The organism is Tessaracoccus palaemonis, assembly GCF_019316905.1.
Taxonomy (GTDB): domain Bacteria; phylum Actinomycetota; class Actinomycetes; order Propionibacteriales; family Propionibacteriaceae; genus Arachnia; species Arachnia palaemonis.
Map to the genome: position 1 here is coordinate 735,136 of NZ_CP079216.1, position 20,064 is coordinate 755,199.

The 20,064-nt window shown below is 70.1% G+C and carries 24 protein-coding genes; 8 read left to right on the plus strand and 16 right to left on the minus strand.

Translation table 11 applies throughout. The features are described from left to right. Positions 1–97: 97 nt before the first annotated feature. On the minus strand, positions 98–1,480 hold the full coding sequence (locus KDB89_RS03150; protein ID WP_219083418.1) for an MBL fold metallo-hydrolase RNA specificity domain-containing protein: 1,383 nt from the start codon (positions 1,478–1,480) through the stop codon (positions 98–100). A gap of 124 nt (positions 1,481–1,604) precedes the next feature. Between KDB89_RS03150 and KDB89_RS03155 the strand changes: the two genes are divergently transcribed. Next, the gene (locus KDB89_RS03155; protein ID WP_219083419.1) at positions 1,605–2,414 is read left to right on the plus strand and encodes a Bax inhibitor-1/YccA family protein; all 810 of its coding nucleotides are present in this window, start codon (positions 1,605–1,607) and stop codon (positions 2,412–2,414) included. A 60-nt stretch (positions 2,415–2,474) separates the two neighbouring features. Here KDB89_RS03155 and KDB89_RS03160 read toward each other — a convergent pair whose 3' ends face one another. Further along, a complete protein-coding gene (locus KDB89_RS03160; RefSeq protein WP_219083420.1) occupies positions 2,475–3,170 on the minus strand; it encodes an NUDIX hydrolase in 696 nt (231 codons plus the stop codon). 189 nt (positions 3,171–3,359) lie between these two features. On the opposite strand from KDB89_RS03160, the gene ypfJ reads away from it, so the two are divergent. Then, positions 3,360–4,241: a KPN_02809 family neutral zinc metallopeptidase gene (gene ypfJ, locus KDB89_RS03165; protein ID WP_219083421.1), complete on the plus strand. Its 882-nt coding sequence runs from the start codon at positions 3,360–3,362 to the stop codon at positions 4,239–4,241. Between the two features lies 1 nt (position 4,242). Here the strand turns inward: ypfJ and KDB89_RS03170 are convergent, their stop codons facing one another. The 5 genes from KDB89_RS03170 to KDB89_RS03190 are packed head-to-tail and all read right to left on the minus strand — an operon-like array spanning position 4,243 to position 7,386. Then, positions 4,243–4,704 (minus strand): aminoacyl-tRNA deacylase, encoded by a 462-nt coding sequence (locus KDB89_RS03170; protein WP_219083422.1) that lies wholly within the window; start codon positions 4,702–4,704, stop codon positions 4,243–4,245. 20 nt (positions 4,705–4,724) lie between these two features. Then, positions 4,725–5,735, minus strand: coding sequence for a hypothetical protein (locus KDB89_RS03175; protein ID WP_219083423.1), 1,011 nt, complete (start codon positions 5,733–5,735; stop codon positions 4,725–4,727). 50 nt (positions 5,736–5,785) lie between these two features. Continuing rightward, on the minus strand, positions 5,786–6,451 hold the full coding sequence (gene msrA / locus KDB89_RS03180) for a peptide-methionine (S)-S-oxide reductase MsrA (RefSeq protein ID WP_219083424.1): 666 nt from the start codon (positions 6,449–6,451) through the stop codon (positions 5,786–5,788). 36 nt (positions 6,452–6,487) lie between these two features. Next, a complete protein-coding gene (locus KDB89_RS03185; protein WP_219083425.1) occupies positions 6,488–6,694 on the minus strand; it encodes a hypothetical protein in 207 nt (68 codons plus the stop codon). Continuing rightward, positions 6,691–7,386: a uracil-DNA glycosylase gene (locus tag KDB89_RS03190; RefSeq protein ID WP_219083426.1), complete on the minus strand. Its 696-nt coding sequence runs from the start codon at positions 7,384–7,386 to the stop codon at positions 6,691–6,693. Before KDB89_RS03190 ends, KDB89_RS03185 begins: the two co-directional genes overlap by 4 nt. A gap of 106 nt (positions 7,387–7,492) precedes the next feature. On the opposite strand from KDB89_RS03190, the gene KDB89_RS03195 reads away from it, so the two are divergent. Together KDB89_RS03195 and KDB89_RS03200 are read left to right on the plus strand one after the other, a co-directional pair. Then, positions 7,493–8,296, plus strand: coding sequence for a hypothetical protein (locus KDB89_RS03195; RefSeq protein WP_219083427.1), 804 nt, complete (start codon positions 7,493–7,495; stop codon positions 8,294–8,296). A 2-nt stretch (positions 8,297–8,298) separates the two neighbouring features. Further along, entirely contained in the window at positions 8,299–8,742 is a 444-nt protein-coding gene (locus KDB89_RS03200) for a DUF2089 domain-containing protein (protein ID WP_219083428.1), read from the plus strand. A 60-nt stretch (positions 8,743–8,802) separates the two neighbouring features. On the opposite strand, the gene greA is transcribed toward KDB89_RS03200, so the two are convergent. Then, a complete protein-coding gene (gene greA / locus KDB89_RS03205) occupies positions 8,803–9,306 on the minus strand; it encodes a transcription elongation factor GreA (protein ID WP_219083429.1) in 504 nt (167 codons plus the stop codon). Positions 9,307–9,318: 12 nt separating this feature from the next. Further along, a complete protein-coding gene (locus tag KDB89_RS03210; protein ID WP_219083430.1) occupies positions 9,319–9,717 on the minus strand; it encodes a DUF4307 domain-containing protein in 399 nt (132 codons plus the stop codon). An 80-nt stretch (positions 9,718–9,797) separates the two neighbouring features. Between KDB89_RS03210 and mca the strand changes: the two genes are divergently transcribed. Continuing rightward, on the plus strand, positions 9,798–10,694 hold the full coding sequence (gene mca, locus KDB89_RS03215) for a mycothiol conjugate amidase Mca (RefSeq protein WP_219083431.1): 897 nt from the start codon (positions 9,798–9,800) through the stop codon (positions 10,692–10,694). On the opposite strand, the gene KDB89_RS03220 is transcribed toward mca, so the two are convergent. Continuing rightward, positions 10,691–11,299: a rhomboid family intramembrane serine protease gene (locus tag KDB89_RS03220; protein WP_219083432.1), complete on the minus strand. Its 609-nt coding sequence runs from the start codon at positions 11,297–11,299 to the stop codon at positions 10,691–10,693. The two genes, mca and KDB89_RS03220, sit on opposite strands and share 4 nt — an antisense overlap. 72 nt (positions 11,300–11,371) lie before the next feature. Here KDB89_RS03220 and KDB89_RS03225 point away from each other — a divergent pair, with 72 nt between their 5' ends. Beyond that, on the plus strand, positions 11,372–13,381 hold the full coding sequence (locus tag KDB89_RS03225) for a thioredoxin domain-containing protein (protein ID WP_219083433.1): 2,010 nt from the start codon (positions 11,372–11,374) through the stop codon (positions 13,379–13,381). Positions 13,382–13,587: 206 nt separating this feature from the next. Here the strand turns inward: KDB89_RS03225 and phoH2 are convergent, their stop codons facing one another. The 3 genes from phoH2 to trhA form a co-directional block, all read right to left on the minus strand. Beyond that, on the minus strand, positions 13,588–14,910 hold the full coding sequence (phoH2, locus tag KDB89_RS03230) for an RNA 5'-3' helicase PhoH2 (protein WP_439654878.1): 1,323 nt from the start codon (positions 14,908–14,910) through the stop codon (positions 13,588–13,590). A 174-nt stretch (positions 14,911–15,084) separates the two neighbouring features. Next, positions 15,085–15,504, minus strand: a complete 420-nt coding sequence (locus KDB89_RS03235) for a MarR family winged helix-turn-helix transcriptional regulator (RefSeq protein ID WP_219083434.1) — start codon at positions 15,502–15,504, stop codon at positions 15,085–15,087. A 98-nt stretch (positions 15,505–15,602) separates the two neighbouring features. Next, the gene (gene trhA / locus KDB89_RS03240; RefSeq protein WP_219084180.1) at positions 15,603–16,256 is read right to left on the minus strand and encodes a PAQR family membrane homeostasis protein TrhA; all 654 of its coding nucleotides are present in this window, start codon (positions 16,254–16,256) and stop codon (positions 15,603–15,605) included. Positions 16,257–16,382: 126 nt separating this feature from the next. Between trhA and KDB89_RS03245 the strand changes: the two genes are divergently transcribed. Together KDB89_RS03245 and KDB89_RS03250 are read left to right on the plus strand one after the other, a co-directional pair. Continuing rightward, on the plus strand, positions 16,383–17,183 hold the full coding sequence (locus tag KDB89_RS03245) for an isoprenyl transferase (RefSeq protein ID WP_219083435.1): 801 nt from the start codon (positions 16,383–16,385) through the stop codon (positions 17,181–17,183). Positions 17,184–17,236: 53 nt separating this feature from the next. Continuing rightward, complete coding sequence (locus KDB89_RS03250; RefSeq protein WP_219083436.1) at positions 17,237–17,803, plus strand: DUF4245 domain-containing protein; 567 nt, start codon at positions 17,237–17,239, stop codon at positions 17,801–17,803. Here KDB89_RS03250 and KDB89_RS03255 read toward each other — a convergent pair. Genes KDB89_RS03255 through KDB89_RS03265 form a run of 3 tightly spaced genes read right to left on the minus strand, consistent with a single transcriptional unit; the run spans position 17,800 to position 19,980 of the window. Beyond that, entirely contained in the window at positions 17,800–18,009 is a 210-nt protein-coding gene (locus KDB89_RS03255; protein ID WP_219083437.1) for an exodeoxyribonuclease VII small subunit, read from the minus strand. The two genes, KDB89_RS03250 and KDB89_RS03255, sit on opposite strands and share 4 nt — an antisense overlap. Further along, positions 18,002–19,228: an exodeoxyribonuclease VII large subunit gene (xseA, locus tag KDB89_RS03260; RefSeq protein ID WP_219083438.1), complete on the minus strand. Its 1,227-nt coding sequence runs from the start codon at positions 19,226–19,228 to the stop codon at positions 18,002–18,004. The genes KDB89_RS03255 and xseA overlap by 8 nt, the downstream gene beginning before the upstream one ends. Continuing rightward, positions 19,228–19,980, minus strand: a complete 753-nt coding sequence (locus KDB89_RS03265) for a hypothetical protein (protein WP_219083439.1) — start codon at positions 19,978–19,980, stop codon at positions 19,228–19,230. The genes xseA and KDB89_RS03265 overlap by 1 nt, the downstream gene beginning before the upstream one ends. Between the last annotated feature and the right edge of the window lie 84 nt (positions 19,981–20,064).

Here is a 20,064-nt window from a genome sequence, read left to right on the forward strand (position 1 = left end):
GGTGGGCTCGGGCCCTTCGACAAGCTCAGGGAACCGGGTGGGCTCGGGCCCTTCGACAAGCTCAGGGAACCGGGTGCGCTCAGGGAACCGGGTGCGCTCAGGCCAGCAGGCTGACGATCTCGCCCCAGCGGGGGACGACGGCCGACCAGCCCAGCTCGTCGGCGATGCGACCGGCCAGGGCCGCCGACGCCCCGGGCTCGCCGTGCACCAGGAAGACCGTCTCCGGCTCGCGTCCGAGCTCGGCCAGCCAGTCGATCAGGTCCGACGCATCGGCGTGGACCGAGAACTCGTCGTCGCGGACGATCTCCGCGGCCACCTTCACGTAGTGCCCGTTGATCTTGAGGGCCTTCGCGCCGTTCTCCAGCGCCCGCCCGCGCGTGCCGACGGCCTGGTAACCCGTCAGCACGACGGTGTTCCTCGGGTCAGGCAGCAGTCGGCGCAGGTGGTACAGCACCCGCCCGCCCTCGGCCATGCCGGAACTGCTGACGATGATCATCGGATCCCGACGCCGGTTGAGCCTCTTCGACGAGGCGGTGTCGCGGGTCTCGGTTAGATCGAGGTCGGTGAAGTCCGACATGCTGACGCCCGGGGCCAGCTCGTCCGGCCACTGCCGGTACGCGTCGAGCGCCTTCAGTGACATCGGCCCGTCGACAGCGACCGGCACGTCGGGGATGCGGCCCTCGCGGCGCAGCCGGACCAGCGCATGCAGCACGAGTTCGGTGCGGTCGATCGCGAACGCCGGGATCACGACCTGACCGCCGCGTGCGACGGTGCGACGGATCGCGTCGGCCAGCGGCTCGTGCGCCAGTTCGGGCTCGGGGTGCTCCCTGTTGCCGTACGTCGACTCGCACACGACGATGTCGGCGGCCTGCGGCGTCTCGCGAGCCCGCAGCAGGGGATGGTCGTGGCGGCCGAGGTCGCCGGAGAACAGCACGCTGCGGTCGCCGACGCTGACGTGCAGGCTCGCCGCGCCGAGAATGTGGCCGGCGCGCACCCAGCGGGCCCACATCACACCGTCGACGTCGACGTTGGTGTCCCACTCGACGGTGCGGAACATCGGCAGCGTCAGCTCGACGTCGGCCGTGGTGAACAGCGCCTCGGGGGAGGGATGCCGCGACCAGCCGCCCTTCGTCGCGTCGCCCACGGCCTGCTCCTGCAGCTTGGCGGCGTCGCGCAGCACGATCTCCGCCAGCGGCAGCGTCGGCTCGGTGCACCAGATCGTGCCGCGGAACCCGTGCCTGACGAGGGCCGGGAGGTAGGAGACGTGGTCGGCGTGCGCGTGGGTGATGAGGATGTTGTCGATCTCGCGCGGCGGCACGGCGAAGGGATCGCGGTTGCGGAGCCGCCACTGCTTCTCGCCCTGGAACAGCCCCGCGTCGATCAGGGTGTGCCGCCCATCGACCGTCACGAGGTGGCGCGAGCCGGTGACCGTCTGCGCCGCACCCAGGAACCTCAGCGTCGCCTGTCGAACTGCTGCCATGTTCGATGGTGGCACAGGCCGGGCGCCCCTCGTGGCCCGCCGCGAACATCCACTTGGCCTGGGAGGACGAGCGGGTACAGTTGAATGGTCCGGCCTCCTCGGAGACTCGAGAGAAAGCACCACCATGGCAAACCCGATCATCGGCAGCCCCGATGCCTTCACGAAGCACAACCAGTCGCAGCCCGGCTACGGTCAGCCCCAGCCCGGCTACGGCCAGCCGCAGGGCTTCGACCCCTACCAGCAGCAGACGCCGCAGGCCACCGCCGCGGTCATGACGCTCGACGACGTGCTGGCCAAGACGGCCATCACGCTCGGCGTCGTCGCGGCCGCCGCTGTCGTGGCCTTCATGTTCGTCCCGCTGGCCTTCATCACGCCCGCGCTGATCGCGTCGGGCATCGTCGGCCTCATCACCGTCTTCATGGTCGCCAGCCGGCCCAGGATCCCCGTGGGCGGTGTCCTGTTCTATGCCGTGGTCGAGGGCCTCTTCATCGGCGTGTTCTCGAAGTTCTTCGAGTACCTGTACCCCGGCATCGTGGTGTCCGCCGTGCTTGCCACGTTCGTCACGGCGGGCGTCACGCTGTTCGCGTACAAGTTCTTCAACATCCGCGTCACCGAGCGGTTCCGCAAGATCGTCTTCATCGCGACGGCGTCCCTGGCCGGTGTGCTGCTCGTGAACTTCGTCCTCGCGCTCTTCGGCATCGACACCGGCATGCGCTCCGCGGGCGGCAGCCCCGGCCTGCTGGCCATCGGCATCTCGATCGTCGCCGTGATCCTCGCGGTCCTGAACCTCGTGACCGACTTCGACTCCGTCGAGCGCGGCATCGCGATGCGCGCCCCGGCCAACGAGTCGTGGCGTGCGGCATTCGGCATCACCGTCACCATGGTGTGGCTGTACACCGAGATCCTGCGCATCATGAGCTACTTCAGGAACTGAGCTTCACACGATCGGACCGCCGTCGCCCCTCGGGGCGGCGGCGGTCCGTCGTTGTGGTCATCACCCCGCGTGCGAGCTGCGCGGGTGCCGCCGGGCAAACTGCGACAGGAGCGCCCGGGAACTGTTGGTCCAGTGCAGCGACCGCCAGGAGCGCAGCGGCACCCAGGCCGAGCGCAGCGTCGAACCGCCGACGTCGTGCACGACGGGGTCGGTCGGGTTGTCACAGACGGCGGAGTAGATGACGCGCAGGGCGTGGAAGTCCTCGAGTACGCCTGCCATGGAGCGGCCCACCCAGTGCTCCGACTCGAGGCTCAGGACGCGGTCGATCTCCGTGTCCTGACCCGTCTCCTCATAGATCTCGCGCAGCACGGCCTCCGACGGGGACTCTCCGGAGTCGATCCCGCCGCCGGGCAGCGCCCAGGTGCCGGGTACCCGGGTCGCGCTGGAGTTGACCGTGCCGAGGATGCCGCGCTCGGAGAACACGAGGGCGTAGGCGCCGAGTCGCTGATGCCTGCGCGGCTGCTCCTGGCGCGACGAAACGTAGACGGTGTGTCGCTCCGCCGGCCTCTGGTCGGCCGCCGTCACCTCACGGACGAGCCACGTGAACACGATCTCCCCGTCGACCAACGCCGCGGACAGGGGGCGGACAGGGACGAAACCCTCGTCGAACAGCGTCACCCGCGGGTGCCTGCCGTGCTCGACAGGAAAACCCACCACGGGTGCCCCCAGGGGATGGGGGACACCGGTGACGCGCATTCGTCAAGTCTATCCGCTCGTCCCCGAGCGCCGGGGCGCACCGGCTCCCGGTGCCCCGGGGGACACCGTTTCAGCGGACGAAACCCCTAGACAGGGGCGACGTCGGCGAGCGGGAGCGCACGGGCGTGACAGTAGGCTGACGGCACACGGTGCGGGATGGACCCGCCCGAGGCACACGGCGGTGGGGACATGGAATATCGCGACAACGTCAACCTCGACCAGTCGCGAGTGCGCTACGGCGGCGGTGGTCGGCGCGGTGGCCGCATCGCGGTGGGCGGCGGTATCGGCGGCGTCCTGGTCCTGCTGCTGGCACTGTTCTTCGGTGGCGATCTCGGTGACCTGATCGGCGGCACGACGTCCACCACTGACTCGAGTCAGAGCGACGTGGCGGGTGCCGACTGCACGGGCGAGGTCAACATCGACGAGAACCGCGACTGCCGCTGGGGTGCCTACGAGGTCGCGCTCACGTCGTACTGGGAGTCGGCATTCTCGTCGGGCTTCGAGCCCATCTCCGCCCTGCAGTTGTTCTCCGGCACCACCGCGACCGCATGTGGCACCGGCACCTCGGAGATGGGCCCGTTCTACTGCCCCGGTGACACCACGATCTACATCGACAAGGACTACATGGGTCAGCTGCTGACCCAGCTCGGCACGACCCGCAGCGACGCGGCCGAGCTGTACATCGTCGGGCACGAGTACGGGCACCACATCTCCAACCTGACCGGCCAGATGAGCAGGGCCAACGCCAGCAGCAACCAGACCGGCGAGAAGTCCGCCTCGGTCAGGCTGGAGCTGCAGGCCGACTGCTACGCAGGCGTGTTCTTCGCCAACACCATCAAGGATCCGGACTCGCCGATCGAGTCCGTCACCCAGGACGACCTCAACCGCATCGTCGACGCGGCCCGCGCCGTCGGCGATGACCACATCCAGGAGCAGTCCGGCGGCTTCGTGAACGCGGACAAGTGGACCCACGGCAGCTCGCAGATGCGTCAGTACTGGGTGGCGAAGGGCTTCCAGAGCGGCGACCCGGGGACCTGCGACACCTTCTCCACCGACGACCTGGGGGAGTGACTCAGGCCGGGTCGGTGACGTCGGCGACCCTCGCGCCCAGGAAGGCGACGAGCTCGTCGCCGTCCAGCGTCGCCGCGACCCCGTGCGCACCCGCCCCGATGCTGATCCGGTGCCCCGCCACGCGCTCGTCCGCGACGACGGGCAGCGGCGTCAGGGTCCCGAACGGCGTGATGGTGCCGCGCTCGAACCCGGTGACGCGCAGCGCCTCCGCGGCGTCCGGCATCGAGAGGCGGCTGACGCCGAGGAGGGCCCGAAGCTTCGGCCAGGCGATGCTGCGGTCGCCGGGGACGAGCACGAGGAGGTGGTCGCCCTCCGCGCGGCGCACCACCATCGTCTTGATGATGTCGGCCGGCTCGACCCCACGCGCGGCAGCAGCCTCCGCCAGGGAACCGACGCGACCGTGGCGCGTGACAGTGTGGGCGAGGCCGGACACCGCCAGGGCGTCGATGGCGGGGTTGTTCATGGCGCCAGACTAGGGCGACGTCAGCTGAGCAGGTCCGTCATGTCGCGCCCGTCCATGTCCGTGTAGTGCACGGTCGATCCGCACGTGATGGTCGCGACGGGCGCGTAGCGCTGCTGCGACATGTCGATGACGACGTCGCAGGTCTCGTCGGGGGAGGCCTGGAACAGGGCGACGGCCTTGGCCAGCGCGGCCGGCTGCAGCAGTGTCGGGCTGAACGTGGCGAGCGCTGAGGTCTCGCTGCGGCGCGTCTCGAACGCGGGCAGGCCGCCGGTGCGGCTGCGGTTCAGGATGACTCCGTCCTCGGAGTCCGGGATATCCGCCCAGTAGCCGCGGGCCTGCGTGAAGCCGACCTGGTAGACCTTCGTGGCGTCGCCGACGACCTCCTCGAGGCCCGCGGTGATGTCGGCGACGCTCGTGAACCCCAGCTCGGCGACGGCCGTGCCGTCCTGGCGGAAGAACACCGTCGACGTTTCGGGCCGCGACGTCACGGTCATCAGCACCTCTCCGGCGCGGTACTCGACGATCTGCAGCGACTGGGTGGTGCCGCGGACGCCGCGCAGGTCGGCGACGTCGAACATGCGCGCGACGTTGTCGAGCGGGTAGTCGGCGGGGTCGAAGGTCGCCTGGGCGAGGTACTGGATGTCGGAGTCAACCTTGGTGATGGACCCGTCGCGCCAGGCGTAGCTGACCACCTGGTTGTCCGGCGTCAGCGCGGTGAGCCTGGCCTCGTCCTTCGTGATGTCGACCTTGAGGACCGGCAGGCCCTGGGCGACATTGTGCAGCTCCGCGATGACCGGCGCGGCGCCGCCGTCGATCAGCGACCTGGCGACCAGGAAGGTGATGGGGAACTCGCTGTCTGGCAGGAGCGACACGGTGGGCGACGGGGAGGCCGTCGGGCTCGCCACAGCCGAGGAGGTGGTCGCGGTGCTCGACGTCGTGGAGGCCGTCGGATCAGGCGCGACCGGGGTCTCGGCGCAGCCGACCAGCGTGAGCGTCAGACACGCCGCAACAAGGGCCGACACAGATCGCATCGCGCCAGTCTATGGGGTCACCCTGTGGGGACGATTCCCCGCCCCACAGGTCAGGGGAGCGGGCAGGCGACCCCGGTGCGGATGTGGCAGTCGTAGCCGTTCGGGTTCTTCGACAGGTACTGCTGGTGCTCCACCTCGGCGTAGAAGAAGCGCTGGCCGGGCTCGATCTCGGTGGAGATCTCGCCGAAGCCGCCCGCGGTCAGGGGCCCCTGGTACGCGTCGCGGACCGTGCGGGCGACGGCGAGCTGCTCGTCGTCGACGGGGTAGATGGCCGAGCGGTACTGCGTGCCGACGTCGTTGCCCTGCCGGAAGCCCTGCGTCGGGTCGTGGTGCTCGAAGAACGCCTGCACCAGTTCCGCATAGCTGACCTTCGTCGGGTCGAAGACGACGCGCACGGTCTCCGCGTGCCCGGTCCTCCCAGTGCAGGTCTCCTTGTACGTGGGGTTGGGGGTGTGGCCGCCCATGAAGCCGACGGCGGTGTTGACGACGCCGTCGATGTGCCAGAAGACCTTCTCCGCGCCCCAGTAGCAGCCGAGCGCGAAGTAGGCGACCTCGCTGCCGTCCGGGACCTCGTCGAGCGGGATGCCGAAGACCTCGTGGCGGGGGATGGGGCCGAGGACGGAGGTCGCGCGGCCGGGCAGCGCCTCGTCGGCGCCCACCAGTGTCGGGGTGCTCCGATGTCGCTGCAGCCAGCCCAGCACGTCGATGTCGTTCATGCCGTCCACGCTACCCCGCGCAGGCGCGGGAGCGACTCAGCCTGCGGTGAACATCCCCCACAGGCCGTAGAGGACGTAGCCGGCGCCGACGGCGAATCCGACGGCCCACAGCATGCGCCGCGTCCTGGTCGGCACCTCGCGCTTGGTGAAGATGGTGGCGGGCACGGACGAGTCGTCGGTCTCCTGGGCCGGGGCGGCCTTCGGCTGCTCGTCGGCGGGCTGCGGTCCGGTGGGCTCGGTCATGAGACCAGTGTCGCATCCGCGGGCAAGGTCCAGTCGATCGGGGAGCCGCCCTGCTGCTCCAGCAGCGCGTTGGCGCGGCTGAACGGTCGCGAGCCGTAGAAACCCGACCGTGCGGACAGCGGCGACGGGTGAGCGGACGCGATCACGGGCACCTCGCCCAGCATCGGCGCGGCGCTCTGGGCGTCGCGGCCCCACAGGATCGCCACGAGCGGGCCGCCGCGCTGCGCGAGCGCCTCGACGGCCCGGGCGGTGACCTGCTCCCAGCCCTTGCCGCGGTGGGAGGCGGGGGCCCCCGGCCGCACGGTCAGCACCCTGTTCAGCAGCAGCACGCCCTGGTTGAACCAGGAGGTCAGGTCGCCGTGGGCGGCCTGCGGGATGCCCAGGTCGGTCTCGAGTTCGCGGTAGATGTTCTTCAGGCTGCCGGGCAGCGGGCGCACGTCCGGCGCGACCGAGAAGGACAGCCCGACGGGGTGTCCGGGCGTCGGGTAGGGATCCTGCCCCAGGATCAGAACCCTCACGTCGGCAAGCGGCAGTGTGAAGGCCCGCAGGATGTTGTCGGCGGCCGGGAGGTAGGTGTGCCCCTCGCGGATCTCCTGGCGGAGGAAGTTCCCCATGGCGGTGATCTGGCCCTCGACGGGCGCGAGGGCCTCGGCCCAGTCGGGGGCGACGAGCTCTGACAGAGGACGCGGCATGGCATGAGTCTGCCAGATCCCGCCGGCTCGCAGACCCGGCAGATGGGGGATACATAAGGTGAAACCCCCATTTGCCAGAGTGGAAAGCAGGTTTATCATTTCCTGTATGAGTAACGCTGATCTTGGCCCGATCCTCGACGATCTGGCCGCCGGACGCATCGACGCCGCCGAGGCGGGCAGACGCATCGAGGCCGCGAAGCAGGCCGCCGCGTGCGCCGACTCCGCACCCACCGGATCCTCCGAACAGGACACCACCACCAAGGGAGGCCCCCAGGCGGGCGGCCTCTCCCGCGTCTCCGTCACCGCCGTCGGGCGTCGCGTCCGGATCGAGGGCGACTCGTCGGTCACCACCCTGAGCATCGACGGCCCGCACGCGCTGCGCCGCGTCGGCACCGTGATGGAGGTCACATCCACCGAGGAGATCGGCCCCACGCTGCGCGGCTTCTCCGTCATCCGACCCCCGCGAAGCCTCGACGACCTGCGCGACATCGGCCTCGGCAAGGAGCTCGTCGTCCGCGTCAACCCGCGGCTGATCGTCGACGCCGAGGTCACGACGGGGTCGCTCCGCACCGGCGGCGTGCCCCGCCTCGGCCGCATCCGCGTCACCGCCGGCGGCGCGGACCTCGACGACGTGCAGGAGATCGAGGACCTCCTCAGCCAGGCCGGCGGCGTCCACGTCGAGGGCCCCATCCAGCTCGGCCGCTCGCGGCTGAAGGTGGAGTCCGGCACCCTCAACGTCACCCTGACCAAGGGCGCCAACGTCGCGATCCGCGGCGAGGCCCGCCTCGGCCGCATCAGCTGGCCCGACGGCAACGAGAAGGTCGACGAGTTCATCGTCGGCAACGGTTCTGCCCGGCTCGACGTCGCCGTCGTCATGGGCATGGCGACCATCAAGACTGTGGAGGACTGAGCATGGACACCCGGAAGCTCTACCACGCGCCCGCAGACTGCCCCGTCTGCGGCGACAACCTCGTCACCACCAGCAAGGGCTGCCTGACCTGCGGCACGCAGATCGCCGGCGAGTTCGCCAGCTGCGAGTTCTGCGCCCTCGGCGAGGCCGACCTCGACCTGCTGAAGGTCTTCCTCTCCTCGCGGGGCAACCTGCGCGAGGTGGAGAAGTTCCTCCAGGTCTCCTACCCGACGGCGCGCGCCCGCCTCGACGCCGTGCTCGTCAAGCTCGGCCTCGCCCCGGCGGGGGCAGTCGCGGAGCCGGCCGATGAGCCTGCCGCGGCAGACGCGGAGCCCAGCGAGTACGGCGACGAGCACGTCGTGGCCGAGACGCCTGAGCAGCAGATCCTCGCGCGCGTGGCCCGCGGCGAGATCTCGCCCGAGGTCGCGGCCCAGCTGCTCGCCTGAACCGCCCGGACGACACCGGCCCGCCTCCATCGGAGGCGGGCCGGCTCGGTTGTCTGTATGTCAGAGGGTGTCGACCTTGGTCACGACGACCATGATCTCGCGGCCTGTCGGCGCCGTGTAGCGGACCTCGTCGCCGATCTTGGCGCCGAGCACGGCGGAGCCGAGCGGGGACTGCGGGGAGTAGACGGAGTAGTCGACGCTGGAGTCGGTGGCCAGCACCTCGCGGGAACCGAGCAGGAACGTGTCGGTGTCATCCTCGTCGCCGTCGAACGCGACGGTGATCAGCTTGCCGGGGGCCACCTCGTCCCTGGACCCGGTGGCCTGGCCGACCTGGGCGCGGCGCAGCAGGTCCTCCAGCTGGCGGATGCGGCCCTCCATCTGGCCCTGCTCCTCGCGTGCGGCGTGGTAACCGCCGTTCTCGGAGAGGTCGCCCTCTTCGCGCGCCTGCGCGATGCGGGAGCTCACGTCGGGGCGCCCCACGGTCTTCAGCTCCGTCAGTTCCGCCTCGAGCTTGTCGTAGGCCTCCTGCGTGAGCCACACCACATTGGAAGAAGATTCGGACATTCTTTGAGCCTATCAGCCCGCCACGCGGCAGTGGTCGATGCTGATCGCCGTGGCCTCTCGCATGGTCTTCACGTCGACGATGACGGTGGTCAGCCTGTCGACGCCGGCGGGGATCTCGACCGAGGCCTCGCCGACGGTCTCGTACGACTCGGCCTGTGCGTACAGCTCACACACGACCGGGGTCGTGGGGTCCTTGCGCTGCACGACGATCTCCGTAGTGACCTGCGTGGCGCTCGGCACGTCGAAGCTGCGGATCATGCCGACGACGTCCGGGTTCGACTGCTCGACGCCCGCCACGACCACCATTGCGATGGCCCCCAGCACGGCCACGGATGCGAGGCCGCCCAGCACGTAGTCGGTGGCGGATCGCTTCGGGTACCTCGCCTGGATGCGGGCTTCGTCTGTGGTCACGGCTCCATTGTGCCCCGAGTTTCCGCCGGGGCCCTGAGATTCGTGGGCATCGTGGGCGCAGGCGCGGCAGAATACCCACCATGTCCGAATCCGTGCCCCGCCAGCTCAGGCTGCTCCACGTGCACGCGCACCCCGACGACGAGTCGAGCAAGGGCGCCGCGACCACGGCCAAGTACGTGGCCGAGGGTGTGGAGGTGATGGTCGCCACCTGCACGGGCGGCGAGCGCGGCTCGGTGCTGAACCCGCAGCTGGCCGGGCGCCCGGAGATCGAGGACAACGTCGCGGAGATCCGCCGCGCCGAAATGGCCAGGGCGCGCGAGATCCTCGGCATCGAGCAGGTGTGGCTCGGTTTCGTCGATTCCGGCTTCCCGGAGGGGGACCCGCTGCCTCCGCTGCCCGAGGGCTGCTTCGGGCTGCAGGACCCCACAGTGGCGGCCGGCCGCCTCGTGAAGGTCATCCGGGACTTCCGCCCGCACGTGGTCACCACCTACGACGAGCACGGCGGCTACCCCCACCCCGACCACGTCATGTGCAACCGCATCACCGTCGAGGCCTTCAGAGCGGCGGCCGACGGCGACCTGTGGCCCGAGCACGGCACGCCCTGGCAGGCTGCCAAGCTGTACTACCACACGGGATTCCACCGCCGACGCGACGAGATGCTCGAGGAGGCCATGCACGCCGCAGGCCTGCACTACGAGGCCCCGCACCGCTCCCAGGACCCGTTCGCCGACGGCCGCGTCACGACGTTCATCCACTGCGCCGAGTACTTCGAGGTCCGCAACGACGCGCTGCGGGCGCACGCGACGCAGGTGGATCCGGACGGGCCGTGGTTCGCGGTGCCGCTGGCGATCCAGCAGGCCGGCTGGCCGACGGAGGACTTCCAGCTCGTGGTCTCGAAGGTGCCCACCATGATCCCCGAGGACGACCTCTTCTCCGGGCTGCGCCCCGACGCGCTGGTCCCGGAGTTCATGATCTAGCGGCGGCGGCGCTCCCTGCCGTGCAGCCACCAGGCGGCCACGACGCCGCCGACGGCGCCGCCGAGGTGCGCCTGCCAGCTGATGCCCTCGGCGCCGGGGATCACGCCGAGCAGCACGCTGCCGTAGGCGACGAACACGACCACGGCGATCATGATCTGCACGATGCTGCGTGCGAAGAAGCCTCTGACGAGCAGGTACGTCAGGTAGCCGAAGATGACGCCGGACGCGCCGGCGGTGATGGACCCGACGGGGGACAGGAACCACGCCGTCAGGCCGGAGGCCATCGTCGCGATGAACGAGACGGCCCAGAAGTTCGCCCGTCCTGACAGGTAGGTCAGGACTCCGAGCACCAGGAACGGCACCGAGTTCGAGATGAGGTGCGCCCAGCCGAAGTGCAGGAAGGGGGACCACAGGATGTTGGGCAGGTCGGAGAGCTTCCGCGGCTCGATGCCGTAGGAGTCGAGCGCGTTGAGCGCGACGGAGTCGATCCCCTCGAGCACCCACATGACGGCCAGCAGCCCGCCGACGACCAGGATCGCCTGCCCGAACGTCGGGCGCTGCTTCGCGCGGGAGTCCGGCAGGTCGTACGCACGGCTGTAGCTCATGGATCCAGTGTGCCCGAGCAAGTCAACGGGCCGGATGTGGGCGCGTCGCGGCGCCGGATTAGGCTGTCCCCCATGCCCAATCGCCTCAGCGCCTCCACCAGCGACTACCTTCGCCAGCACGCGAGCCAGGCCATCGACTGGTGGGAGTGGTCCGACGAGGCGCTCGCCAGCGCCGCCGAGCTGGACCGTCCGATCCTGCTCAGCGTCGGCTACGCGTCGTGCCACTGGTGCCACGTGATGAGCGCCGAGTCGTTCGACGACTACGCGATCGCGCAGTACATCAACGAGAACTTCGTGGCCATCAAGGTCGACCGTCAGCAGCGTCCCGACCTGGACGCGGTGTTCATGACGGCGACGCAGGCGATGAACAACGGCGCGGGTGGCTGGCCCATGACCGCCTTCCTCACGCCCGACGGCCAACCCTTCTTCACCGGCACGTACTTCCCGCCGACCGCCTCCGATGGCCTGCCCGCGTTCCGCGATGTGCTCGAGGCGCTGGCCGGCGCCTGGGCGACGCAGCGCGAGTCGCTGGTGCAGACCGCCGACGCCGTCGTGGCGGCCATCACCTCCGGCGCTGCCGTTCACGCCGCGCAGACCCCCGACCTGCGCGTCGCCGTCGACTCTGTCGAGGCGACCTTCGACCTCATCCACGGCGGCTTCGGCACCGCGCCGAAGTTCCCCGCGCCGACGCTGCTCGACGCGCTGCTCGTCAAGGGCGACCCCCGCACGCTCGAGCTGGCCCAGCGGACGCTGGAGCACATGGCCCGCGGCGGGATCTACGACCAGGTCGGCGGAGGGTTCCACCGCTACGCCGTCGACGCCGGCTGGGTGGTGCCGCACTTCGAGAAGATGCTCTACGACAACGCCCTCCTGCTCGGCACCTACGTGCGTGGCTGGCGTCGCACAGCCGACCACGACTCCGGCCTGCGGGCGCTGCTCGAGCGCACCGCCTACGGCATCGTCGAGTGGCTGGAGCGCGAGATGGTCAGCGAGGAGGGCGCGTTCATCGCCGGCCTCGACGCCGACTCGTGCGACATCCGCGGCGCCGTGCACGAGGGCATCTTCTACCTCTGGAACCCCGAGCTGCTCTACGATGCGCTCGGCAAGGAGCTCGGCGACTGGGCCGCCACGGCCTTCCACGTCACCGCCGGCGGCACCTTCGACGACGGCCTGTCGACGCTGCAGCTGCGCGGCCGTCCCGACTTCGCCAAGCTGCAGCAGGTCTCCGAGACGCTGCTCGCCGAGCGAGAGACGCGCTTCCGCCCCGCCGCCGACCAGCTCGTCGTCTCCGCCTGGAACGGCTGGGCGATCAGCTCGCTCGTGCAGGGCGCCCTGGTCTTCAACGAGCCCGGCTGGCTCGAGCTTGCGCTGCGCGCCGCCGAGCACCTCGTCGCGGTTCACCTCGTCGACGGCGACCTGCGCCGCTCGTCGCACGAGGGCGTCGCCGACTCGACCCTGGGCGGAGCCGAGGACTTCGGGGCCGTCGCGGAGGCCTTCGCCGCGCTCGCGTCCGCCACGGGTGACCCACAGTGGCTGCGCCGCGCCGAGGCCCTCGTCGACCGCGCCGTCGAGATCTTCTCCCACCCCGACGGCGGGTTCTACGACGCCGTCGACACCGGACTGTTCGACCGCCCGCGCTCGCTGACGGACAACGTGACACCGTCGGGCACGTCCGCGCTCATCGCTGCGCTGCGGTCGGTCGCGCTGCTGGCGGAGCGCCCGGACCTCGCGGCCCGCGCCGACGAGGCGGCCCGCACGACGTGGGCTGTCGTCGCCGAGACGCCGCGCTTCGCCGGTGCGGCGCTGGCCGACCTGTTCATCGCCGACGAGGCCCGCCGCGGGCTGAAGCCGGCCGTCGCGGTCGTCGTCGCGGCCGACCCGTTCGCCGAGCTGGCGCGCGCGTCGTGGCGGCTGGTGCCCGCGGGGTCGGCTGTGCTGACGGCCGCTGAGGGCACTGCGGGCTTCGGCACACACCTGGAGGGCCGTGTCGACGGCCTCGTCTACGTGTGCCGCGGCACGGTCTGCTTCGACCCCGTCGACGACTACAACGAACTCAAGACCCCACTCTGGTCGCGCGTCTGACGCGGCCCGACCGGGTGCCTGACCAGACCGTCCCCGTCCCTCGACGCCACCCTTACCAACCGACGCCACCCTTACGGACAGGCGCTACCCCTATCGACAGATGCCACCGCCATGGCGGTGGCATCTGCGAACAAGGGTGGTGTCGGTCGAGAAGGGTGGCGTCTGTGAAGAAGGGTGGCGCCTGCGGTCAGGGGCCGCAGGGTGGCTCAGACCTCCTCCAGCAGGTCGGTCACCAGGGCCGCGATCGGGGAGCGCTCCGACCGGGTGAGGGTCACATGCGCGAACAGCGGGTTGCCCTTGAGCTTCTCGATCACGGCGACGATGCCGTCATGTCGGCCGACGCGCAGGTTGTCGCGCTGGGCGACGTCGTGCGTCAGGACGACGCGCGAGTTCTGCCCGATCCGGGAGAGCACCGTCAGCAGCACGTTGCGCTCCAGAGACTGGGCCTCGTCGACGATCACGAACGCGTCGTGCAGCGAGCGCCCGCGGATGTGGGTCAGCGGGAGCACCTCGATCATGTCCTGGGCGACCAGCTCATCGATGACGTACTTGTTGGTCACGGCCGACAACGTGTCGAAGACCGCCTCGCCCCACGGCATCATCTTCTCGTCCGCGCTGCCGGGCAGGAAGCCGAGGTCCTGGCCGCCGACGGGGTAGAGCGGGCGGAACACCATCACCTTGGTGTACTTGTGCTGCTCGAGCGTGGCCTCGAGGCCGGCGCACAGCGCGAGCGCCGACTTGCCGGTCCCGGCGCGGCCGCCGAGCGAGACGATGCCGACCGAGTCGTCCATCAGGACGTCGAGCGCCACACGCTGCTCGGCCGAGCGGCCCCGCAGCCCGAAGACCTCGCGGTCCTGGCGGATCGCGTGGACCGTGCCGTCGGCGTGCCGACGACCCAGCGCGCTGGAGGCGGGGGCGCGGAGCACGACCCCGGAGTTGACGGTGATGTCCCGGTCGAGCGTGACGGTCTCGCCCGAGTAGAGGGCGTCCACATCGTCGGCGGCGACGTCCACCTCGGCCATGCCCGTGTAGCCCGCGTGGGCGGGGAGCTCGTTGCGGTACTCCTCGGCGGCGAGCCCGACGGCGGCGGCCTTGACGCGCAGCGGCACGTCCTTCGAGACGAGCACGACGTCGTGTCCCTCGTTGGCGTAGTTCAGTGCGACGGCGAGGATACGGGTGTCGTTGTCACCGAGCCGGAAGCCGACGGGGAGCGAGGACTGGTCGCTGTGGTTGAGCTCGACCCGCAGGTTGCCGCCCTGGTCGTTGATGGGGAGCGGGGTGTCGAGCCTCCCGTGCTCGACGCGCAGGTCGTCGAGCAGCCGCAGCGCCGACCGGGCGAAGAAGCCCAGCTCCGGGTGGTGCCGCTTGGCCTCCAGCTCCGTGATCACGACGATCGGCAGCACCACGTTGTGCTCGGCAAAGCGGAGCATCGCGCGCGGATCTGACAGCAGGACCGAGGTATCGACGACGTAGGTGCGGATGGCCTGGTCGGCGGGGATGACGGCTGGGGAAGAAGCCTGATCGGACACGTTGAGCACTTTCGCTCCCTTCGCGGGGGCGGCTCTCGCACAGCCCCCGAACAAGTGGGTCAGGGGGTCGTGGTGGCTGGGATGGAGCGTCTCTCCATGCAGGGAGACTAACCCCGCCGGGCGTGCACCGGAAGGGGGAATTGCACGGTTGTAACTTGATTGTCGCCTGGGCGCTCAGCCGCGGCGGCGGATCTCCTTGACCATGCTCGCCATCGAGGCGCCGACCGCCGCGGGGTCGAGGCCGACGACGCGGCACACGTCCTCCAGCGTGTCGTCGAGGGCCTCCGCGAGGGGCTCCAGGATGTCACGGCCCTCGTCGGTCAGTTCGAGACGCTGGATGTTGCCCATACCTGCTGGCTGGGTGTCCTCGACGTAGCCCGCAGCGGTGAGGCGGCTCACGGACTTCGACATCGACGACGGTGTCACCAGCAGCGCGCTGGCGAGGTCTTTGCCGGCGATGGGCCCCTTCGTCGCGATCGTCCGGAGGATCCGGAACTGGGTATACGTCAGGCCGTACGGCTGGAGCATCGCGTTCGCCTTCATCTCGATGGTCCAGACGAGGCGGTGCAGTTCGAATCCAAGGCCGTTGATCATGCGCAGTCAGTTCCGTGTGGGCGGCGGGAGAGGCGTCACGGGTGACGCGATGACCAACCGTACACAAGGGCCGAAGCGGCTTTGCCGGTGCCCCGGGCTCAGCCGAAGACCGCCAGCCCGATCGCCACGGCGTGCAGGACGGCGGCGACGATGGTGCAGGAGTGGAAGACCTCGTGGAAGCCGAACCAGGTCGGGGACAGGGCCGGTCTCTTGGTGGCGTACGCGACGGCGCCCAGGGAGTACACGAGCCCGCCCGCCAGCAGCAGGACGACGACGGCCGGGCCGCCCGCTGCCCAGAACTGATTCAACCAACCCAGCGCCGCCCAACCCATCGCGACGTACAGCATGGTGTAGAGCCAGCGTGGGGCGCTGAGCCAGACGATGCGGAACGCGACGCCGAGCAGCGCGATGGACCAGATCAGGATGAGCAGGCTCCAGCGCGACGGGCCGGTCAGCATCGTCAGGGCGAGCGGCGTGTAGGTACCCGCGATGAAGATGAAGATGTTCGAGTGGTCGACGCGTCGGAAGATGCCGAGCGCGCGGACCGACCAGTTGCCGCGGTGGTAGACGGCGCTGGTGCCGAACAGCTGGACGGCGGCCAGTGTGTAGACGCCGCAGCCGATCCTGGCGTCGAGCGTGGGCGCGAAGATGGTGAAGACCAGCCCCGTGATGAAGACCAGCGGGGCCATGCCGAGGTGCAGCCAGCCGCGCAGCTTCGGCTTGGCCGGCAGGGTGGGGAGGGTGATGTCCATGGTGAGACCGCCTGTAGTGACCGCGGGTGCAGCGCTCATGCTCGATACCTACGCTTCCGTAACTTACGCAACCGTAGGTTAACCCGTCCGGGCTGGAAATCCAACTGTCGCGCTAGTCTTTCACGCATGTCCTGGTATGCGAGCCTCGCGAACAGGTGGTGGCCGCCGCGATGGCTGTACGCCACCTACGAACGAAGCGTGCTCGGGCACCTCGACCGTAGTGCGCTCCCGCGCCACGTCGCCGTGCTCGCCGACGGCAATCGTCGGTGGGCCCGCATGAACGCCCCCGGCCAGCCGCTGGTCGCGGGCTACCGGGCCGGCGCAGAGCGGCTCGAGGAGTTCGTCGAGTGGTGCGACGACGCCGATCTGCAGGTCATCACATTGTGGGTGTTGAGCACCGAGAACCTGCAGCGCTCCCAGGCGGACGAGTTGGGCGACCTGCTCGGCGTCATCGAGCAGCTCGTGGCGGACCTCGCGGCCACGAAGCGGTGGCGGGTTCGCGCCGTCGGGGCGCTCGAGCTGCTGCCCGACGATGTGGCCTCCTCGCTGCAGACCTCGTCGGACTCGACGGCGGGCGTCGACGGGATGCAGGTCAACGTCGCGGTGGCCTACGGAGGCCGCATGGAGCTGCGCGACGCCGTGCGCTCGCTGCTGCTGGAGAAGGCGGCCCAGGGCAGGACCCTCGAGGAGGTGGCCGCCACCGTCGACATCGACGAGATCTCGCAGCACCTCTACACCAAGGGCCAGCCCGACCCCGACCTGATCATCCGCACGTCGGGCGAGCAGCGGCTGTCCGGGTTCCTGCTGTGGCAGTCGGCGCACAGCGAGTTCTACTTCTGCGAGGCGCTCTGGCCTGACTTCCGGCGCGTCGACTTCGTGCGCGCCCTGCGTTCCTACACGCAGCGCGAGCGTCGCTTCGGCAAGTGAGGGCCCGCCGTTGCGAGGCCGCGAACCTTGGCGGCGCGCTCTAGGATGCCCGCATGGCAGGACCCAACAAGAACGCCCGCACGCGCGACATGGTCATCTCGATGGCGGTCATCGTCATCCCGGTCCTGCTGATCATGTGGATCTTCACCACGCCCGCCGACGAGGGGGCTGAGCGGGTCGACGTGGCCGCCACCCTTGCCGTCGCGCAGGAGCAGTCGTCGTATCCGCTGCTGGTGGCGGACGGGCTCGAGGAGGACTGGATCCCGACCCGCGTCGCATGGGCACTGTCGGGGCAGCCCTGGATCACATCCGAGCCGGCGGTCGGCGACTCGTGGCAGGTGGGCTACCTGTCGCCAGACGACGTGTACTACGGCGTCCAGCAGCGAGACGAATCGCGTGCGGAGTTCATCAGCGCCACGACCCGGGAGGGATCCCTGGTGGGTGAGCAGGTCGAGATCGCCGGCCTGACGTGGGAGCGCTACGAGAGCGACGACGAGCGGACCCGCAGCCTGGTGTCGACCGATGGGGACGTGACGTCCATCGTCAGCGCCGACACGGACTTCGTATCGCTGGAGGCCTTCGCGGCGATGCTCGTCGAGGTCGCCCCGACAGCGGACTAGTCGGAGTCCTCCGCGTCCTCCGCCTGGCGCTTGGCGACCTGTTCCCTGGCCCCGTCGAGGAATCCCTGGCAGATGTCCGCCAGCTTCTCCCCGCGTTGCCACAACGCCATGGAGTCGGCCAGCGAGGCCCCGCCGGACTCCAGCTTCGCGACGACCTGCATCAGCTCGTCGCGGGCCTGTTCGTAGGTGAGTTCTTCCTCAGGCATGCTGCTCCTTGGGGGTGGTGGCGACGACGTCGAGCGTAAGGGTTCCGTCGGAGAGGTAGGCCTCGATGCGCTCGCCCGCGGAGGCGTCGGCGGTGCTGGAGACCGACCCGCCCGAGGCGTCGACGAGCACGGCGTAGCCGCGCTCCAGGGTGCGCTTGGGGGACAGCGCGCGGATGGTCGAGACGGCGGATCGGAGGTCCGCTTCCTGCGCGGTGAGGTGTCGCTCGATCGCCGTGTCGAGCCGGTGGCGGAGGTGGTCGAGACGGGCGTAGTGGGCCGCGAACGCGCTGGTCGGGTCGAGCATCACGGGCCGCGAGCGCTGCTGTTCGAGCCATGCCTGCTCGCGGGAGAGCCTGTGCTCCAGCGCCCGGCCGAGGCGCAGCCGCGCCTGGGAGAGGTGCATGAGTTCGTCGTTGCGATCGGGCACGACGCGTTTGGCTGCGTCGGTGGGGGTCGAGGCGCGCACGTCGGCGACGTAGTCGAGCAGCGGGACGTCGGCCTCGTGACCGATGGCGCTCACGACGGGGGTCCGGGCCGCGGCGACGGCGCGGACGAGCCCCTCGTCGGAGAACGAGAGCAGGTCCTCCAGCGAGCCGCCGCCGCGGGCGATGATGATGACGTCGACCTCCGCGTCGGCATCGAGGGCCGCGAGCGCCGTCATGACAGACTCTGCGGACGTCGGCCCCTGCACGAGGGCGTGCCGGACGCGGATCTGTGCGGCGGGCCAGCGTCGGGCGATGTTGGTCACGACGTCGCGCTCGGCGTCGGAGTCCTTGCCCGTCACGAGCCCGATCACGCGGGGGAGGGCCGGGAGACGCTTCTTTCGATAGTCGTCGAACAGCCCCTCGGCCTGGAGCTTGCGGCGGCGCTGCTCCAGCTGGGCCAGGAGCCTGCCCTCGCCTGCCACGTGCAGCTCGAGGCATTCGAAGGTGAGGGAGGCGCTCCGCTCCCAGACACGGGGTCGGACCCGGGCCGTCACACGTGAGCCCTCCGGCAGGGGGCCCGCGGCGTCGAGCACGAAGGCGGACACGGTCACCCGGGCGGACATGTCCGCGGTCCGGTCGCGGAAGGTCAGGTACTGTGTCGCGCCGCTGCGCCGTTTGATCTCGACGACCTGAGCGTCGACCCAGATATCTCCGCAGCGCCCGACCCAGCCCTTGACCGCGCCGATGACGCGGCCCAGCGGCTGCGGCCGCTCGCGGGAGTTCTCCAGCGCCATCAGGCGTCCCAGAGGCCGCTCGATGCACCGGCCTGGAAGGTGCCGAAGATGATGTTGCCCGCCTCGACGGGAGTGTCGAGGGGGAGGGCGACACCGAAGGTGGCCTCGCTGGTCACCGTCGCGTACTGGAAGTCGATGCCGGTGAGCGCGTTTCGGCGGACCTCCACGGCGTCGACCACAGCGGACATCAGCACGTTGGGCGTGGCCTCGTCCGGCGAGATGGAGCCGGCGAACAGCGCCATCAGACTGGGCGACATCAGGGCGTGGGTGTCGAGCAGCACGTTGCCGATGCGGGCCTCATCGGAGGCGAGGAAGGTCTCCTCGTCGTCGAAGACGGCAACGTCGAGGGCCAGCATGCCCACCTGCAGAGCGTCGATCAGGGAGTCGTGGCCGTCGGCGCTCGGGTCGTGCTGCTCGTAGCAGACCGGGTCGTCGACCAGGGCGAGGTACTGCGCAAGCTGCTCGCCCTCGGCGTCGTTCGCGTAGAGCGTGACACGTGCCATGTGGTCGCTGAAGCGCAGCACCTGGGCGCGGTAGGAGGCATCCGACTTCAGCGTCGCGGCGGTGTCGATGGGATGCCCGTCGCGCTGCACGAAGGCCAGCCGCGCGCCGCTCGGGTCGGTGTAGGTGCCGATCAGTGCGAAGCCTGGCACCTGGTCGATGCCCCGCACGCCGGCGCTGAAGGCGGCCGACGTGAGGCTTTCGAGGTCTTCGGTGTCGAATCCGAGGGAGTGGAGCTGCGGCGAATCCATGCGGCAAGGGTACCGACGCGTGCCGACGACGTGCGGGCGGCGCGGAGGTGGGTCCGGTTGCGTCCCGGCGCGTCCGGCCGGGGT

Bases quoted from the DNA above. Each gene is read 5' to 3' on its own strand.
- KDB89_RS03150 (WP_219083418.1), bottom strand. From the start codon at position 1,480: ATGGCAGCAGTTCGACAGGCGACGCTGAGGTTCCTGGGTGCGGCGCAG.
- KDB89_RS03155 (WP_219083419.1), top strand. From the start codon at position 1,605: ATGGCAAACCCGATCATCGGCAGCCCCGATGCCTTCACGAAGCACAAC.
- KDB89_RS03160 (WP_219083420.1), bottom strand. From the start codon at position 3,170: ATGCGCGTCACCGGTGTCCCCCATCCCCTGGGGGCACCCGTGGTGGGT.
- ypfJ (WP_219083421.1), top strand. From the start codon at position 3,360: ATGGAATATCGCGACAACGTCAACCTCGACCAGTCGCGAGTGCGCTAC.
- KDB89_RS03170 (WP_219083422.1), bottom strand. From the start codon at position 4,704: ATGAACAACCCCGCCATCGACGCCCTGGCGGTGTCCGGCCTCGCCCAC.
- KDB89_RS03175 (WP_219083423.1), bottom strand. From the start codon at position 5,735: ATGCGATCTGTGTCGGCCCTTGTTGCGGCGTGTCTGACGCTCACGCTG.
- msrA (WP_219083424.1), bottom strand. From the start codon at position 6,451: ATGAACGACATCGACGTGCTGGGCTGGCTGCAGCGACATCGGAGCACC.
- KDB89_RS03185 (WP_219083425.1), bottom strand. From the start codon at position 6,694: ATGACCGAGCCCACCGGACCGCAGCCCGCCGACGAGCAGCCGAAGGCC.
- KDB89_RS03190 (WP_219083426.1), bottom strand. From the start codon at position 7,386: ATGCCGCGTCCTCTGTCAGAGCTCGTCGCCCCCGACTGGGCCGAGGCC.
- KDB89_RS03195 (WP_219083427.1), top strand. From the start codon at position 7,493: ATGAGTAACGCTGATCTTGGCCCGATCCTCGACGATCTGGCCGCCGGA.
- KDB89_RS03200 (WP_219083428.1), top strand. From the start codon at position 8,299: ATGGACACCCGGAAGCTCTACCACGCGCCCGCAGACTGCCCCGTCTGC.
- greA (WP_219083429.1), bottom strand. From the start codon at position 9,306: ATGTCCGAATCTTCTTCCAATGTGGTGTGGCTCACGCAGGAGGCCTAC.
- mca (WP_219083431.1), top strand. From the start codon at position 9,798: ATGTCCGAATCCGTGCCCCGCCAGCTCAGGCTGCTCCACGTGCACGCG.
- KDB89_RS03220 (WP_219083432.1), bottom strand. From the start codon at position 11,299: ATGAGCTACAGCCGTGCGTACGACCTGCCGGACTCCCGCGCGAAGCAG.
- KDB89_RS03225 (WP_219083433.1), top strand. From the start codon at position 11,372: ATGCCCAATCGCCTCAGCGCCTCCACCAGCGACTACCTTCGCCAGCAC.
- KDB89_RS03235 (WP_219083434.1), bottom strand. From the start codon at position 15,504: ATGATCAACGGCCTTGGATTCGAACTGCACCGCCTCGTCTGGACCATC.
- trhA (WP_219084180.1), bottom strand. From the start codon at position 16,256: ATGGACATCACCCTCCCCACCCTGCCGGCCAAGCCGAAGCTGCGCGGC.
- KDB89_RS03245 (WP_219083435.1), top strand. From the start codon at position 16,383: ATGTCCTGGTATGCGAGCCTCGCGAACAGGTGGTGGCCGCCGCGATGG.
- KDB89_RS03250 (WP_219083436.1), top strand. From the start codon at position 17,237: ATGGCAGGACCCAACAAGAACGCCCGCACGCGCGACATGGTCATCTCG.
- KDB89_RS03255 (WP_219083437.1), bottom strand. From the start codon at position 18,009: ATGCCTGAGGAAGAACTCACCTACGAACAGGCCCGCGACGAGCTGATG.
- xseA (WP_219083438.1), bottom strand. From the start codon at position 19,228: ATGGCGCTGGAGAACTCCCGCGAGCGGCCGCAGCCGCTGGGCCGCGTC.
- KDB89_RS03265 (WP_219083439.1), bottom strand. From the start codon at position 19,980: ATGGATTCGCCGCAGCTCCACTCCCTCGGATTCGACACCGAAGACCTC.